Raw genomic sequence first — 16235 nt, 5'->3', positions numbered from 1 at the left:
TATGGTATAATAGAGTGATATTCTGCTTAATCAACAAAGAAAGGAGAAGCGGATGCGTCATGTGTTTATCATCGGCAGCAGAGGATTGCCGGCTAAGTACGGTGGCTTTGAAACCTTTGTTGAGGAATTGGTGACTCACCAGCAATCAAAAGACGTAACCTATCATGTGGCCTGCCTGTCTGATAGCGACCATGGCACTCATTTCTCCTACCGAGGGGCAGACTGCTTTACCATCAATCCACCTCAACTGGGAGCAGCACGTGTCATGGCTTATGACTTGATGGCGGTCCGATACGCCCTAAAACTAGTCAAAACAAAAGGCTGGGAGCGCCCGATTTTTTACCTTTTGGGTAATACCATAGGTGGCATCATGCCTCTCTTAGCTCGTCAGATTTGGTCAGTAGGGGGAGTGTTTTACATCAACCCTGACGGTCTGGAATGGCGACGCACCAAGTGGCCGCGTCCTGTTCGTGCCTACCTGAAACTGGCTGAGCGGTTCATGTGCCAGACGGCTGACCTAGTTATCGCTGACAATATCGGTATAGAAGATTACATTAAGCAAGCCTATCCCAAAGCTAAGACGACTTGCATCGCCTATGGCACGACAGTGGAACCAACCCCTCTGACGCCGACAGATGCGCAGGTGCGGGCTTACTTTGACCAGCATAACTTGAGAGAAAAAAATTACTATCTGATCTTGGGGCGTTTTGTCCCTGAAAATAACTACGAAACCATTATTCGCGAGTTTATGGAAAGTCGTACCCAGAGAGATTTGGTCATTATTTGTAACCAAGAGGGCAGTGCTTATTTTGAACGGTTGAAGCAGGCGACAGGATTTGACCGTGATTCTCGGATCAAGTTTGTCGGGACAGTTTATGACAAGCCTCTTGTGGCTTATATCCGCCAGCAGGCCTTTGCCTATATCCATGGTCATGAGGTCGGAGGAACCAATCCTAGTCTGCTAGAAGCCTTAGCACAGACTGACCTAAACTTGGTGTTAGATGTGTCCTTCAACCGCACGGTGGCAGGTCAAAGTAGCCATTACTGGACCAAGCAAGATGGCAGTTTAGCTGGTCTGATTGACGACGTGGATGGTCAGACTGATTTTACAGTTCTGGGACAGATGGCTAAGGGCATTATCCGTGACCAGTACACTTGGGAAAAAATTGTTGGAGAGTATGAGGACTTGTTTTTAAATGAAGGTTAATATTCTCTTATCAACCTACAACGGGGCACGTTTTTTAGCCCAGCAAATCGAGAGCATTCAAGCGCAGACGTATGCTGACTGGCAGCTTCTCATCCGAGATGACGGCTCAAGCGACGATACAAGAACCGTGATAGCAGCATTTGTTGCTAAGGACAGGCGCATCCGCTGGGTCAATCCAGATGAGGAGCGTAATCTGGGTGTTATTAAAAGCTTCTACAGCTTGGTGAAGCATGAGCCTGCAGATGTTTATTTTTTCAGCGATCAAGACGATGTTTGGTTGCCCGATAAGCTGGGAGTGACCCTGTCACAGGCGAAACAAGAAGACATGACTAAACCGCTCCTGGTCTACACAGACCTCAAGGTTGTCAATCAGGAATTAACGGTTCTTCATGAGAGCATGATTGCCACTCAGTCGCATCATGCGAACACCGAGCTCCATCAGGAGTTGACGGAGAATACGGTGACTGGTGGCACCATGATGATTAACCATGCTTTGGCGGAGCTCTGGCAAATAGCTGATGATCTGCTCATGCATGACTGGTATCTGGCTCTAGTAGCCAGCAGCATGGGCAAACTGGTCTATGTTGACCAAGTTACTCAGCTCTATCGTCAGCACGACAACAATGTCCTTGGGGCGAGAACCTGGCGCAAGCGCATGAAAAATTGGCTAAGACCGCAGGTTTTAGTGGCCAAATACTGGTGGCTCATCAAAAGCAGTCAAGCACAGGCGGCGAAACTCCTAGCTCTGCCATTGCCCCAAGACAAAAAAGCAATGGTTGAAGCCTATGTTGGACTGATGAACCAGCCTTTGAGGCAACGCTGGGCGACCTTGTGGCGTTATGGTTTTGCCAAGAACCGCTGGTTTCATACCCTGGTCTTTACGACCCTAATCTTAACCAAGTTTGGTTATTTAAGTGAGAAAAGAGATGAATCTATTTAGCAAAGAACACCGTATCCTCTTGCGGGAGATGGTTAAAACAGACTTTAAGCTCCGTTATCAAGGGAGTGTGATTGGGCATTTGTGGTCAATTTTGAAGCCGATGATGCTTTTTTCTATCATGTATGTGGTCTTTATCCGCTTTTTACGGTTGGATGATGGGACACCACATAATGCTATTGGCGTCTTGTTTGGCATGGTGACGTGGAATTTCTTTGCGGAAGCGACCAATATGGGCATGATGTCTATTGTGTCACGGGGGGATTTGTTGCGTAAGCTCAATTTTCCTAAAGAAATTATCGTCTTATCAGCAGTGGTCGGGGCAGCTATTAACTACAGCATCAACTTGCTTGTTGTTTTGGTCTTTGCTCTACTCAATGGAGTTACACTTAGCTGGTCTGTTCTGGTCTTGGTGCCTCTCTTTCTTGAATTGTTTGTTCTAGCCATAGGATTAGCCTTGATGTTGTCTAGTCTCTTTGTCAAGTACCGAGATATTGGACCGGTTTGGGAAGTCATCATGCAGGCGGGCATGTATGCTACACCAGTGATTTACTCGCTTAATTTCTTTTTACAGCGTGAGAATCCGTGGACACCACTCATGGCAAAAGTCATGATGCTCAATCCTATGGCTCAGATTATTCAGGACATTAGGCATTTTATTGTTTACAGTGGATCTTTTCGGGGCTGGCAACTCTACGAGGGGTCATGGTTGGGTCTGGTGTCTTATCTTTTGCCAGTCCTTGTTCTAGTGATAGGCTCTGCTATTTTCAAAAAAGAAGCCAAGCGTTTTGCGGAGATTTTGTAATGACAGATAGAAAAACAGTGGTCAAAGTAGACCACGTCAGCAAATTTTTTAGACTGCCGACCGAGGAGACCAGAAGTTTACGGACAGCTCTGGTCAACCGTTTTAAAGGCATCAAAGGTTACAAGGAGCAGCATGTTCTCAGAGACATCAACTTTGAGGTCAAGGAAGGCGATTTCTTTGGCATTGTCGGACGAAATGGCTCAGGCAAGTCAACCTTGCTCAAGATTATTTCTCAGATTTACGTGCCTGAGCAGGGCACGGTGACGGTTGATGGCAAGCTCGTCTCCTTTATCGAGCTAGGGGTTGGGTTCAACCCAGAGTTGACAGGTCGGGAAAATGTCTATATGAATGGTGCCATGTTGGGTTTTACGACCGAACAGATTGACGCCATGTATGATGACATCGTTGATTTTGCTGAGCTCCGAGAGTTTATGAACCAGAAACTCAAGAACTATTCGAGCGGCATGCAGGTACGCTTGGCTTTTTCCGTTGCCATCAAGGCGCAAGGTGATATTCTGATTCTTGATGAGGTTCTTGCGGTCGGAGATGAGGCCTTTCAGCGCAAGTGTAACGATTATTTCCTTGAGCGTAAGAATAGTGGAAAGACGACCATTCTCGTCACCCACGATATGGGTGCGGTCAAGAAATACTGCAACCGAGCGGTCTTAGTCGAAAATGGTCTGGTCAAGGCCTACGGCGATCCGTTTGATGTGGCTAATCAGTATAGTGTGGATAACGTTACGGTTGAACAAAACGATAGTCATGAGACAGAAAGTGACAATGTTGTAACGGATTTACAAGTGAAACTGTTGTCGAACCAGCAAATCAGCCCAGAGGATTTTGTCGAATTTTCTGTGACTTACACGGTGACACAAAATATTGAAAATTTTGTTGTTTTTTCATTGACAGATATTGATCGGAAGATTTGGATCTATAATGATAACAGTTGGGATCAAAAGAGTTATACCAAAGGACAAAAAAGTTACCGATATACTTGCTCATTGGCAGCACTAAACGATGCCAATCTACGCTTGGAAGTGACGGTGTTGGGTGAAAATCGTCAGATGTTGGCATTTGCAAATTATGAGAACAGTCCGACAATTTTTGTTCGTCGCAAAGATTTGGCACCTGATGATTTGTCAGGTTTAGACTCTGCTACAGGCATGATTCAGCGCAACGGTCACTGGCAGATAGAAGGGTAAGGAGGTTCCTGAGATGGCAGACGTCATGGTTTCAATTATTTGTACGAGCTATAACTATGCCCAATACTTGCCACAAGCTCTGGATAGTTTTTTGGCGCAAGAAACAACGTTTCCCTACGAGATTATTGTTGTTGATGACTGTTCTACAGACCAATCAAGGGAGGTACTAACAGATTATGCCAGTAAGCACCCTGATCTTATTCGCTTATTTTTTAATGACAGTAATCTAGGAATTACCAAAACATGGGTTGCTATTTGTCAAGAGGCGCGTGGCAAATACATTGCACGTTGTGATGCGGATGACTATTGGTTGGACTCGTTGAAGTTACAAAAACAAGTAGACTTGTTAGAAGCCGTTCCTCAGTCCAAGTGGTGTAATACTGATTTTCATATAGTTGATGAATATGGGAATATTGTTTACGAGCATGTCTTTATCAATGGGCCAATCGACTATGCTAACACTTATGCGAAAATGTTGGCCACTAAAGGCATGACCTTACCATCATCTTGGTTAGTGGAGACTCGGCTTATGCAAATGGTAAATGCAACGATTGATCCGAATGCGGTTGATGATACATTTAATATTCAACTGGAATTATTTCAACATATAGAGCCACTCTTTTTGCCAGAAGCAACAGTGGCTTATCGCATGACACAAAATTCGGATTCTAGACCGACTGACCGTGAGAAGATTCGCTATCGTGTTGAAGGTTTGAAGAAGACACAGTTGGAGTACTTAGAAAAATATCCAGATAAGGATATTTTAGAAATCGCTCGTCTGCAAGTGGAGAGAGAAGCATGGCAAGAGATGAGAGCCTTTGAACAAGCTGATATGATTGCCTATCGTGATCAAGATATTCTGAATCTTAAAGAGCAACTCCTAAATGCCGAGACAGAATGTCAACGTTTGACTGACCAATACGGCATTTTATTGGGCAAATATAATCGTGTGATTACATCTCGTCGATGGGCAATCCCAAGTCGGATTATAGCTCTTTTAAAAGGACAAAGCGGAGAGGATTAGAATGGTATTTGATAAAATTGTTAAAACCTATCGTCAAGAGGGGGGGCAGGCTGTTTTACGAAAGTTAAAATGGCAAGTTAAACACCGTCTGATTGGTCAAGCTGTATCGACACCTTCAAAAGTATCAATAGACAGATTACCTGCTATGCCCCAATTTGAGGATATTATTGCTGCTGATTACCTTAATCAGCCTTATCAGCGGCCTTCTAAGGTAAAAAAAGATAACCTATCTATCGCATGGGTATCTCCTCCTGTTGGTCCTGGAGGGGGAGGGCATACGACGATTTCGCGTTTTGTTAACTACCTGCAGAGCAAAGGACATCAGGTCACATTCTATATTTACCACAATAATACGATTGAGCAGTCTTCAAAGGAAGCTCAGGAGATTTTCAAACGTTCGTATGGCATTGATGTTGCTGTTGGTGATCTCTCGTCTTTTGGTGAACATGATGTGGTCTTTGCTACTAGCTGGGAAACAGCTTATCCTGTTTTTAACCTTAAGGGATCAAACCTTCACAAATTTTATTTTGTTCAAGATTTTGAACCAATCTTTTTTGGGGTTGGTTCACGTTACATGCTAGCTGAGGCAACGTACAAGTTTGGTTTTTATGGGATTACAGCCGGCAAATGGCTAACGCAGAAAATCAGTCAATATGGTATGCCTGCAGACTATTTCGATTTTGGGGCAGATAGTAATATTTATCGTCCAAAAGGTATTATTAAAAAAGAAAAGAAAATTGCTTTCTATGCTCGTGCTCATACTGAACGACGTGGTTTTGAGCTGGGAGTGATGGCCTTGAAAATTTTTAAAGATAAGCACCCTGACTACACCATTGAGTTTTTTGGTCAAGATATGTCTGGCTACAGCATTCCGTTTGATTTTGTTGATCGAGGCATTCTAAACAAAGAAGAGCTAGCCAAATTGTACCAAGAAAGTGTGGCGTGTTTGGTCTTGTCTTTGACAAATGTGTCTCTCTTGCCTTTGGAGCTTTTGGTAGCAGGTTGTGTCCCTGTCATGAATACAGGTGACAACAACACGATGGTGCTAGGTGACCTAGAAGACATCGCCTATGCGGAAGCCTACCCAACAGCACTCGCTGACCAACTTTGCTCTGCTGCAGAGCGGGAGGACAAAGAAGATTACGCTAAGGCTATGAGTGATAAGTACGAGACCTTGTCATGGGAGGAGAGTTATCGTAAAGTGGAGGCTATTATCCGTCGTGAGGTGTTAGATGTCTAAGATAAAAGCAACGGTATTTATCCCTGTTTACAATGGAGAACATGACCATTTGGAAGAGACTTTGACAGCTCTTTATCAGCAGCAAACAGATTTTGACTGGGATGTTTTAATCACTGATTCGGGGTCAAAGGACAGGTCTGTTGATATTATCGAACGTTTTGCTCAGACGCACGGTAATCTCAGACTGATTCAATTAGAAAAGAGTGAATACTCACATGGAGGTACACGTCAGATGGCTGCCGAAGTGTCTCAAGGTGAGATTATGGTTTACCTCAGTCAAGATGCGGTGCCGGCTAATTTTAATTGGTTGACAGAGATGCTTGCACCTTTTGCTATCAATGATAAGATTGTTGCCGTTTTGGGGCGTCAACAACCTCGGTTAGGCTGTTTTCCGGCCATGAAGTATGATATTCAGACTGTTTTCCGAGAGCAGGGGGCTGATGATGCGGTGACTCTGTGGACTAGGACAAATGCCGAGCAAAAAGGACTATACACTAAAGAATCCTTTTATAGTGATGTTTGCTCGGCAGCGCCACGTAAATTTTTGGTTGATACAATTGGCTATCGCCCAGTGAAGTACTCTGAAGATTATGAATACGGCAAGGACATTGTAGACGCTGGTTATATCAAAGCTTACAACGGTAAAGCTGTTGTCGAGCATTCCAATGACGTTCTTTTGTCAGAGTATCGTCAGAGAATTTTTGATGAGACCTATAATGTTCGTCTTAATAGTGGCGGACATGCTCATCCTGTCTCTTTCGCGTCTCTTATTAAGGAAACACTCAGAGGTAGTCTGAAAGATATGTCGAAAATTCTCAAAGATAAAGATTATTCATGGAAACGAAAACTCTATTGGACTTTTATTAATCCGCTCTTTCACTTGGAGAAATGGCGTGGTATTCGATTAGCCAATCGAGTGGATATGACTAAGGACAATAGCCGTTATTCATTAGAAGAACAAAGAAAGTGAGAATATCCTGTGTTTCAATCTTCTCAGTTAATAAAAAAAGCAATTTTTATGATCATTGGTTTGCTAATTGTTTTTCTTGCGCCAGTTACGTTACCAATACTGTTTGATTTTCAGTATGATATCCGCTTTTCTTGGGTGGTGTTAGGTATTGTACTTTATTTTCTAGTAACTGATTTTACTCAAGCAAAGAGATTGGCTAGAAATGCTTTTTTGTTCATTACTATTTTTGGAACAGTGGTTGCCTTAATCAGACCTGTACAGTATGCCTTAGATGAAGAAACGCATCTGAAGAACACGATTGGTTTATCTGGCAGCTTTTTTTTCAAGTATGATAAAGAAGAGCTGAAAGATTACGATGCTGTTTTTCGTCATGATCCGATTCGTAATGCTTCGAATTATCAAGGCAAGGATTATTTTGATGCAGTCGAGCATCAAGACAGTACAGTAGCTGGTGAACCGGTTGGTTTTGATAACCCCGCTTACTTACCAGGTACAATTGGCTGGAATTTGGGTGAGTTGCTTTCAAGTAAGGTAAAGGTATCCTATTATCTCGGTCGCATAGGAACAGTTATTGCTTATGCCTTATTAGTTTTCTTTGCCATTCACGCGAGTAAAGTCTATAAGGAAGGCATCTATCTACTGGGAACTTTGCCATCAGCTTTATACGTTACAGCTGGTTTTCACTATGATTATTTATATTATGGCGTTAGTCTGCTGTTTATCGCGCACTTGAGCAATATCCTAGCTGGTTATGAGAAGTTAACCCTGAAAAAAACAATGCTTCTGCAAGGATTGGCCTTCTTACTGGTTTTTGCAAAATTTCCCTATGTTTTATTAGCTTTGCTTCCCTTATTTGTTCCTAATAAATACTGTTCGGAAAAACAAGTTAAGCCATTTGCTGCTATTAATTTCTTGCTAATCATGATTATAGCAGTTGTTTACTCAGGGATAATTAATGTTTTCAAGGTCTCAACATTTGCATCTGAACAATCCCCAGGAATTGGTTATTTTCTGACACATCCCTTGCCAATTTTACGAACACTGGCTAGCGCACCGTTTGTACTTGTTGATCACTTTATCAGTCGTCCCCTGCAATACATCACCCACGATTCAGGCTTCTTAATGTCGATGACAGTTGTATTATTTTTTACCATGTATATCTTGGTGAGTTTGAAAACACAAATTCGTCTCCCGTGGTCTTTTCAAGTGTTAACCGGTGGACTGCTTATCGGAATTTCTTTGTTGACGATTTATGCCATTACAGGTGACCCGCGTGTTTATCACAAAGGTGATGTTTTTGTTGGTGGTGTGCAGGGACGTTACTATTTCTTTCCTTTGGCAATCTTGCCGCTTTTCTTGAGTGATTGGATTCATCGAAACTTTAACTTGTCGCCACTTTCTGAGGAAAATAATCAGAAGTTTGTTGCCATTTTACAGTATGTCAATACATTTTTGATGATTTTGACCATCAGTGTTGCCCTATATACTCAGCTCTAGGAGTTTTCTTATGTTTATTGATGATCGGCAAAGAAGTCAGTTGCCTGGTCTACTTAATTATTTGTTATTAAATCGTTCGAACTTAGCAACCCTAGCTGGTTTATGCTTTGTTGCTCTAGCCTCTATCCCCCTTTTTGTTTACCAGGTGCTCCAATCCCTGTTAGAGTTAGACATTACCTCTCGTCATATACAACTACTCTCTAGTCAGTGGTTATTTCCTCTTTGCTTAGGTATCGTTGCATTAGCCACAGCTCTATCGAGTGGAAAATGGCTTTTTCAACTGTTAAAACTAGCTTTTGTTTATTACCTTTATCCCTTGTTGAGCGGTCTAGTGACAACCGCTTATTACGTTAATGATCCTGAAGCTAATTTGAAAGAGTTAGCAAGTCAGTCACACCATCAGCACTTACTATTGTTATTTTCTTTGTTAATTGGGCTTGGAGTCATCTGCCATCGTTTTTTGCCACGTTTTTCCTTTGTTAAAGGAGAGATTGTATCAGATTTGGCGCTAGCTGTTTTGTTTGCCTTATTACCGTTACAAGATGGCCGATTGCTGACAATCTTATCGCCTAACTTTATGCGATTACTTGATGATGGTATGACCGTATCTCAAGGTATTTGGCAAGTTTTTCTACCGATTTATGTGGTGTTTGTCATTCTTGCTTATGCGCTAACGAGAGGACTTAGTGGACTGAGACAAAATCGTGGTCATCTGGGCTTAGCTCTATTTACTAGTTTTGCCTCGGCAGTTGTGCTCAATCTTGCCCTTCAAGAAGCCTATCGTGGTGACGGATCTTATTATGGTTACATTATGGCACCTGGTGCCATGAGTTTTCAGATAACTTTTTTCACCCTTACTTTCTTGATGATTTACCTGCTGGTCAATCGTTATTTTCTTGGCACTCTTTTGATATTGCCCTTGGCTGCTATTATAGCAGTTGCCAATGAGATGAAGTTCACCATGAGGGCAGAACCATTATTGATTACAGATATTGCATGGGTCAAAGAATTGAGCTTTTTAGCAGGATTTATTGCCCCTGCAACGAAAGCCAAGTTGATCATCGGTCTGCTACTAGCAGTTGGTGCTTATATCTTTCTAAGACGACGTGTGCTAAAAGGAAAGTTAGTCAGAACTTGGATTGGGCGCATTAGTCTCGCTGTAGCTTTTCTCCTGTTTTTTAATCATATTTCATCAGTTTTCAAAAAAGAAGAGCATTTTAAGGTTGCTGATAATGTTCCAATTATCTCACGCCTAAACAATGAACTTGATTTAAACTGGCTTGGATTCGATATGGCGGCACGTTATAAATCATTGGCTTTTGTTTGGGTTAAACAGCTGACCAAGCCAGTCATGGATAAACCGGAGCAGTATAGTCAGGAAACATTAGCTGACTTGGAAGAACGATACCGCAAAGAGGCAGAACAGATAAATGAGGACCGTCAAAATCGCCTAGAAGATCAAACCGTAATCTTTGTGCTAAGTGAAAGTTTGGCAAATCCAGAACGGATTGAAGGGATTAACCTATCTAAGCCTGCCCTCCCTTATATCACCTCTTTGACAGAACAGACGACTGGCGGATTGATGTGGAGCGATTTCTATGGTGGTGGTACAGCCAATCTGGAATTTCAATCCCTCACAGGATTGGCCTATGAACTCTATTCACCATCAGTGTCTATCCTCTATACGGAGGTTGTGCCTAAGATGAATTACCTACCATCAATTAGTCGCCAGTACGCTCCTGACCAGCGCTTTGTTATCCACCCGTACGGTGCGACTGGTTATAACCGCTCGGTCTTCTATAATTCCTTGACATTTGAAAAGTTTCTTGCTTTATCTGGTTCAAAAGATAGTATTGAGAATCCGGAGTATCTTGGTGTTCATATCAGCGACAAGACCACATATGACAACGTCCTAAATCTTTTGGATAAAGATCAGTCACAATTTTTTTCTGTTATCACTATGCAAAACCATGCGCCATGGTCAGCTAGTGAGCCTGCTGCTATGACTGCACAAGGACCAGCATTCACCGAAGCTGAAAATAATAATTTGACGAGCTATGCCCGTCTGTTATCCCATACAGATCTAGCAACAAAAGATTTTTTAGAAAAATTATCAACTTTTGATCAAACTGTGACGGTTGTCTTCTATGGAGACCACTTACCAGGCTTATATCCACTGGATATTTTTAAAGATCAACCAGACAATCAGCACCTTACTGATTACTTCATTTGGACAAACAGAGACCCTAAGCGTCGCCTTAATTACCCGAAAGTTGGGGCTAATAACTTTATTGCAGAGTTGCTAGAGCATACGAACTCTAAGGTCACACCTTATCAGGCTCTATTGACTCGTTATTTGCAAGAGGTAAGTAGCCAGACAAGTAACTTGACGGAAGAACAGGAGGTGGTACGCCGAGATATGCAGTTGCTCCAATATGATATCACCGTCGGCAAAGGTTATCTTAGTCGCCATAAAGATTTTTTTGAAGTCAAAGGTGGCAGAATTTCAAGAAAGTAGGAAATAATTATCAAAAAAAAGAATTATATTTGGAATACTATCGGTACAATATCCTCATCAGTTGTATCAATTTTAATGTTATTATTTTCAACTCGTTTTTTATCAGCTAGTCAAACAGACATGTTTAGTTTTGCTTATGCTCTAGCTCAACAATTTTATGTTTTAGGGTATTTTTATATTCGTAATTTTCAATCAACGGATACAAATGAAGTTTATTCTTTTGAAGCTTATTTGCTAACAAGAATTTTTACGGTTCTAGTAATGGTTATAACTGCTATTGGATATTTATTTTATACAGATTATAACTATAATAAAGTAGTAGTAATTTTAATGTTAATTCTTTATAGAGCATGTGAAGCAGTCTCGGATGTTTACCAAGGTTTTTTTCAACAACAGTCGCGTTCGGATTTATCAGGAAAAATCCAATTTGTAAGAAATGTTGCTACATTGATTGTTTTTGGAATTGGATTAGCACTTACGAATGAGTTGTTGCTATCTAGTTTTTTAGTTTTTTTAGTTAACTTTGTTCTCATTTTTCCACTAGATATTGCCATTCAAAAGAAAGAATTTCCAGATTATATTCTAAAAAGCTTTAAATTTCATCATTTAATATCAGCTTGGTCTATTTTAGGAGCCTGCTTTCCTTTATTTATTAATGGGTATTTGATAACAGCTATATATAATGAGCCTAAATTAGTTATTGATAATTTACTTGAACAGGGACTCTTAAATTCAGGGATACAACGAGATTTTAATATTTTGTTTATGCCGGTATTTGTTCTATCATTGCTATTTTTTATATTTAGACCATTTACAACTCAACTTTCAGAACATTGGTTAAATAATGAGCAAACCATTTTTTTTAAGAAAGTTAATACCTTTTTTGGAGGTATGGCTTTGTTATCTTTATTAATAATAGCTTCAAGCTTTATTATTGGACCTGAGATTCTTGGAGCAGTTTATGGTATAAACTTATCAGAGAATAGATTAGCCTTGACCTTGTTGCTTGTTGCAGGTGGATTAAACGTTTTGTCTATGATTGTAGATATAATATTAACAATTTTTAGGAAACAAAGGTATTTATTACTGGCGTACTTATTAACATTTATCGTTTCTAAGATAATTACTAAAAATATGATAACTAGCTTAGGTATTTTAGGAGCTGCACAATCCTTTTTGTTAGTCATGATGTTTTATTTATTGCTTAGTATTTTGATTTATACGATTGTACGATGGAATTTAAGAAAGGGTAACCAATGAATATTTTATTTACATTAAATAATGGTTTTGTCCCACAAGTTGCAACATGTATCTGCTCTATTCTAGAAAATAATAAGTTTTCAAAAAAAATAAAGTTCTATTTAGTTTCGGACGGTATTTCTGATATCAATAAAAATCTTTTGAAGAATTTTGTGTCGTCATATGGGCAACAAATATATTTTATTGAATTAGGCAATATAAAAAATTATTTGGATTTTACAGTGGATACAAATGGCTGGCATCCAATTGTATTAGCTAGATTATTTTTAGATAAATTATTACCAGATGATATTGAACGAGTTTTATATTTGGATGGCGATACTTTGGTTTTAGATGATTTAGAAGAGTTATTTGAAACGAATCTTTTTGGAAATGTAATCGGCATGTCTCCTGAACCAACTGTGGACAAACAGCGAAAATTAGATTTAAAATTAAATAATCGCCTTTATTGTAATGCGGGGGTATTATTAATTGACTTAAAAAAATGGCGTGATGAAAATATAGGGAAACAAGTGTTATCTTTTTATGAGAAGCATAAAGGTAGACTTTTTGCTAATGATCAAGACGCTTTGAATGGGGCATTAAGAGAACAGGTTTATGTCCTATCTATTCGATATAATTTCTTTAATATTTATTGGTCGTATCCGTATCATGTCTTGAAAAAATTGACGAAACCTATAGACTTCATGTCTGAGCAGAATTATCATTTAGCACTTAATAATCCGGTTATTATCCATTTTTTAGGAGAAGAGCGGCCATGGAGAAGAGGGAATCATCATAAATTTAGTAACCAGTACCACCGTTATTTATCGAAAACACCTTGGAAAGATACAGAAATGGAGACTGGATGGGAATTTTATTTTAAATGTTTTTATTTATTCAATAATGTAACTCGTTTTTTTCCCATGTTACGTTATAAAATTATAAATTCACTTATTCCAGCAATGATGTCTTATCGTAAAAGACAATTAAAAAAGAAATAGTATTGTCTAAAAAATGGAGAAAAAATGAAAATTTTGTTAATTATCCCAGCCTATAATGAAGAGGCTAGTATTTTACAGACGGTTCAGTCCATTTTAGACCATCAGAAAGAATTGTCCTCAGAGCTTCAATTAGATTATGTGGTCATCAATGATGGGTCAACCGATAGGACAAAGCAAATCATAGAAGACAACAGATTAAATGCTGTTCATCTCGTCATGAATTTAGGTATAGGTGGAGCTGTTCAAACAGGCTATCGTTATGCTTTAGACAATGGTTATGATGTTGCTGTTCAGTTTGACGGCGACGGTCAACATGATATTCGCTCGCTCCGTGTCTTACTAGACCCTATTATTTCTGATCAAGCAGACTTGGTTATTGGGTCGCGATTTGTAGGAGAAGAGGTCTCAGAATTTCAAACAACCACGATGCGTCGTTTTGGGATTAGCGTTATTTCAAAAATGATTAGATGGACAACTGGTAAAAAAATTTATGACACAACATCTGGTTATCGATTAGGGAATAAAAAAGTGATCGCGTATTTTGCAAAACGCTATCCGAGAAAATATCCAGAGCCTGAATCAATTGTCCACTTATTGAAACGAAAATGCCGAGTGATGGAAGCTCCTGCTAATATGTTTGAACGTCAAGGTGGCGAATCATCAATCACACCACTTAAATCTATCTGCTATATGATAGAGGTTTGCTCCTCTATCTTGATTGCAGCCTTTATGAAGGAGAGTGAGTAATGCCTATGTTATCTCTGATCATGTTTCTTGTGGCGCTAGGTTTTTTGTATCTGGTCATTCGGCAAATCAATAAAAATGCCTTGCTCTTTGAGCAGGCTTTTATCTGGTTAGTGATTGGCTTGGTTTTACTGCTTATTTCTCTCTTTAATGGCATTCCGATTTGGATTGGACGACTGCTTGGCTTTGAATTGGTGTCTAATTTCTTGCTTGTTTTAGCGGTTTTCTTTCTCTTAGTGACGGTTTTCATGCACACAGTGATGATTTCTAAGCAAAAAGAAGACCTGAAATGCTTGGTTCAAGAAGTGTCACTCTTGAAAAAACGGTTGAAAGATGTGGAAGAAAATAATGGCAACTAATCATACCTATGTCATTTGTGCTTATGGAGATAGCCCTTATTTGTTGGACTGTATACGTTCCTTAAAAGCTCAGACACTACAATCGGAGATTATTCTTTACACAAGTACGCCAAGCGATTATATTTATCGGATTTGTGAGACTGAAGCTATTCCCGTCTTTACTCGTCAAGGTGGCGGTATCGGTAAGGACTGGAATAATGCCTTGTCTTTTGTTAAAACACGCTATGCTACCATTGCACATCAGGATGATGTCTATCTTCCTGAATACGGTCAAAAAGTTTTGTCACAAGCTAGAGAGGATAGTCTGATTTTATATTCTGATTATGCTGAGTTAAAAGATAGTGTGGAGATACCTGCTAACACGAATTTACACATCAAGCGATTGATGTTGAGATGCCTTGCCATGTTTCCACAGGTAAAATGGTGGCGATACCGCATTTTGGCTTTTGGCAATCCCATTTGCTGCCCAGCAGTAACCTATGATTTGAAAAATGTAACAGATTTCCAGTTTGATGAGCAATTAAAGGTATCACTAGACTGGTATGCTTGGTACCAAATCTCGCAAAGACAAGGGCTATTTGAATACATTTCAGAACCTCTGATGTTTCATAGAATCCATGAGGAGTCGGAGACGACTAATAACATTGAAAATAATAACCGTACTGCTGAAGACTACTTCATGTATAAACTTTTTTGGCCTAAATGGTTTGCTAAGTTGTTGCTTCGTTACTATGTTAAGAGTCAGGAAACAAATTAGTTGGGCTCTTTGTCAACTGTAGTGGGTTGACCAATTTAACACCGAGAGAGGACAGTTCTTGTCTTCTCTCGTTTTATGTTTATGGCAATGAAAATGCGAGTTTTGTCTTTTCAAAGTTTCTGAAACCAAAGGCGTTGCGCTTAATCACCTTGATGATGTTGTTGGTTGCTTCAATCTTGGCGGTAGAGTAGGGCAATTCCAAGGCATTGACAATCTTGTCCCTATTCTTCAAAAATGTTCTAAAAACTGTCTGAAAGACAGGATTAACGCTTGAAATCGTCTCCTCAATTAGCCCAAAAAACTGTTCAGCTTGCTTTTCTTGAAAATGAAACAGGAATAGTTGATAAAGATCGTAGTGTTCTTTAAGCTCTTGGGAATAGCCGAGCAGCTTAGTGACAACCTCCTGATTAGTCAAGTGCCTGCGAAAAGTTGGGCGATAAAAGCGTTTATCGCTGAGCTTTCGACTGGCTTGTTGGAGTAAACTAGTCCAGGGGACTAGTTTAGCCCGAGCTGGAAAACGAGAGAGCGAGGGTTCCAGTAGCGCTTGAGGGCTCTGTATTCGTGGGAATTTCGATCAAACTGGTTCATTACTTGGATGTGTAGCCTGTTCATGGCCCTGCTCATGTGTTGGATAATGTGGAACTGATCGAGAACGATTTTAGCCATAGGAAATAGTTTCTTAGCGATGTCGTAATAAGGGCTAAACATGTCCATGGTGATGACTTTGACACG

Annotated in this window: 14 protein-coding genes and 1 pseudogene; 14 read left to right on the top strand and 1 reads right to left on the bottom strand. The window is 40.1% G+C overall.

Going from position 1 to position 16235, the window contains the following annotated elements; all coding sequences use genetic code 11:
- Nucleotides 1-52 precede the first annotated feature (52 nt).
- The 14 genes from cps2T to ACERC8_RS04660 all read left to right on the top strand — a co-directional run bounded on the left by cps2T (nt 53) and on the right by ACERC8_RS04660 (nt 15503).
- Nucleotides 53-1207 carry a beta 1-4 rhamnosyltransferase Cps2T gene (gene cps2T, locus ACERC8_RS04725; protein WP_373658748.1) on the top strand — a complete coding sequence of 385 codons (1155 nt, stop codon included), beginning with the start codon at nt 53-55 and terminating at the stop codon, nt 1205-1207.
- Nucleotides 1197-2147, top strand: coding sequence for a glycosyltransferase family 2 protein (locus tag ACERC8_RS04720; RefSeq protein ID WP_373658747.1), 951 nt, complete (start codon nt 1197-1199; stop codon nt 2145-2147). Before cps2T ends, ACERC8_RS04720 begins: the two co-directional genes overlap by 11 nt.
- On the top strand, nt 2134-2949 hold the full coding sequence (locus tag ACERC8_RS04715) for an ABC transporter permease (RefSeq protein WP_373658746.1): 816 nt from the start codon (nt 2134-2136) through the stop codon (nt 2947-2949). Before ACERC8_RS04720 ends, ACERC8_RS04715 begins: the two co-directional genes overlap by 14 nt.
- On the top strand, nt 2949-4151 hold the full coding sequence (locus ACERC8_RS04710; protein WP_373658745.1) for an ABC transporter ATP-binding protein: 1203 nt from the start codon (nt 2949-2951) through the stop codon (nt 4149-4151). Before ACERC8_RS04715 ends, ACERC8_RS04710 begins: the two co-directional genes overlap by 1 nt.
- Before the next feature lie 13 nt (nt 4152-4164).
- Nucleotides 4165-5175 carry a glycosyltransferase family 2 protein gene (locus ACERC8_RS04705; RefSeq protein ID WP_373658743.1) on the top strand — a complete coding sequence of 337 codons (1011 nt, stop codon included), beginning with the start codon at nt 4165-4167 and terminating at the stop codon, nt 5173-5175.
- Between the two features lies 1 nt (nt 5176).
- On the top strand, nt 5177-6415 hold the full coding sequence (locus ACERC8_RS04700; protein ID WP_373658742.1) for a glycosyltransferase family 1 protein: 1239 nt from the start codon (nt 5177-5179) through the stop codon (nt 6413-6415).
- Nucleotides 6408-7385, top strand: a complete 978-nt coding sequence (locus tag ACERC8_RS04695; protein ID WP_373658741.1) for a glycosyltransferase family 2 protein — start codon at nt 6408-6410, stop codon at nt 7383-7385. Before ACERC8_RS04700 ends, ACERC8_RS04695 begins: the two co-directional genes overlap by 8 nt.
- A gap of 9 nt (nt 7386-7394) precedes the next feature.
- Nucleotides 7395-8882, top strand: coding sequence for a DUF2142 domain-containing protein (locus ACERC8_RS04690; protein WP_373658739.1), 1488 nt, complete (start codon nt 7395-7397; stop codon nt 8880-8882).
- Nucleotides 8883-8892: 10 nt separating this feature from the next.
- Complete coding sequence (locus ACERC8_RS04685) at nt 8893-11400, top strand: LTA synthase family protein (protein ID WP_373658738.1); 2508 nt, start codon at nt 8893-8895, stop codon at nt 11398-11400.
- Between the two features lie 120 nt (nt 11401-11520).
- Nucleotides 11521-12660, top strand: a complete 1140-nt coding sequence (locus ACERC8_RS04680; protein ID WP_373658736.1) for a lipopolysaccharide biosynthesis protein — start codon at nt 11521-11523, stop codon at nt 12658-12660.
- Nucleotides 12657-13643, top strand: a complete 987-nt coding sequence (locus ACERC8_RS04675) for a glycosyltransferase family 8 protein (protein WP_373658735.1) — start codon at nt 12657-12659, stop codon at nt 13641-13643. Before ACERC8_RS04680 ends, ACERC8_RS04675 begins: the two co-directional genes overlap by 4 nt.
- Nucleotides 13644-13667: 24 nt before the next feature.
- Nucleotides 13668-14390: a glycosyltransferase family 2 protein gene (locus ACERC8_RS04670; RefSeq protein ID WP_373658734.1), complete on the top strand. Its 723-nt coding sequence runs from the start codon at nt 13668-13670 to the stop codon at nt 14388-14390.
- Nucleotides 14390-14746 carry a DUF2304 domain-containing protein gene (locus ACERC8_RS04665; RefSeq protein WP_373658733.1) on the top strand — a complete coding sequence of 119 codons (357 nt, stop codon included), beginning with the start codon at nt 14390-14392 and terminating at the stop codon, nt 14744-14746. The genes ACERC8_RS04670 and ACERC8_RS04665 overlap by 1 nt, the downstream gene beginning before the upstream one ends.
- On the top strand, nt 14736-15503 hold the full coding sequence (locus ACERC8_RS04660) for a glycosyltransferase family 2 protein (protein ID WP_373658732.1): 768 nt from the start codon (nt 14736-14738) through the stop codon (nt 15501-15503). The genes ACERC8_RS04665 and ACERC8_RS04660 overlap by 11 nt, the downstream gene beginning before the upstream one ends.
- A gap of 35 nt (nt 15504-15538) precedes the next feature.
- Here the strand turns inward: ACERC8_RS04660 and ACERC8_RS04655 are convergent.
- Nucleotides 15539-16235, bottom strand: a pseudogene (locus ACERC8_RS04655) (transposase); the annotation flags it as partial.

Origin of the sequence: Streptococcus sp. E29BA (assembly GCF_041807805.1) — a bacterium.
GTDB lineage: Bacteria > Bacillota > Bacilli > Lactobacillales > Streptococcaceae > Streptococcus > Streptococcus entericus.
The sequence above is the reverse complement of the archived record's forward strand: the minus strand, read 5'-3'. Positions and strand labels throughout refer to the sequence as shown.

Bases quoted from the DNA above. Each gene is read 5' to 3' on its own strand.
- cps2T (WP_373658748.1), top strand. From the start codon at position 53: ATGCGTCATGTGTTTATCATCGGCAGCAGAGGATTGCCGGCTAAGTAC.
- ACERC8_RS04720 (WP_373658747.1), top strand. From the start codon at position 1,197: ATGAAGGTTAATATTCTCTTATCAACCTACAACGGGGCACGTTTTTTA.
- ACERC8_RS04715 (WP_373658746.1), top strand. From the start codon at position 2,134: ATGAATCTATTTAGCAAAGAACACCGTATCCTCTTGCGGGAGATGGTT.
- ACERC8_RS04710 (WP_373658745.1), top strand. From the start codon at position 2,949: ATGACAGATAGAAAAACAGTGGTCAAAGTAGACCACGTCAGCAAATTT.
- ACERC8_RS04705 (WP_373658743.1), top strand. From the start codon at position 4,165: ATGGCAGACGTCATGGTTTCAATTATTTGTACGAGCTATAACTATGCC.
- ACERC8_RS04700 (WP_373658742.1), top strand. From the start codon at position 5,177: ATGGTATTTGATAAAATTGTTAAAACCTATCGTCAAGAGGGGGGGCAG.
- ACERC8_RS04695 (WP_373658741.1), top strand. From the start codon at position 6,408: ATGTCTAAGATAAAAGCAACGGTATTTATCCCTGTTTACAATGGAGAA.
- ACERC8_RS04685 (WP_373658738.1), top strand. From the start codon at position 8,893: ATGTTTATTGATGATCGGCAAAGAAGTCAGTTGCCTGGTCTACTTAAT.
- ACERC8_RS04680 (WP_373658736.1), top strand. From the start codon at position 11,521: ATGTTTAGTTTTGCTTATGCTCTAGCTCAACAATTTTATGTTTTAGGG.
- ACERC8_RS04675 (WP_373658735.1), top strand. From the start codon at position 12,657: ATGAATATTTTATTTACATTAAATAATGGTTTTGTCCCACAAGTTGCA.
- ACERC8_RS04670 (WP_373658734.1), top strand. From the start codon at position 13,668: ATGAAAATTTTGTTAATTATCCCAGCCTATAATGAAGAGGCTAGTATT.
- ACERC8_RS04665 (WP_373658733.1), top strand. From the start codon at position 14,390: ATGCCTATGTTATCTCTGATCATGTTTCTTGTGGCGCTAGGTTTTTTG.
- ACERC8_RS04660 (WP_373658732.1), top strand. From the start codon at position 14,736: ATGGCAACTAATCATACCTATGTCATTTGTGCTTATGGAGATAGCCCT.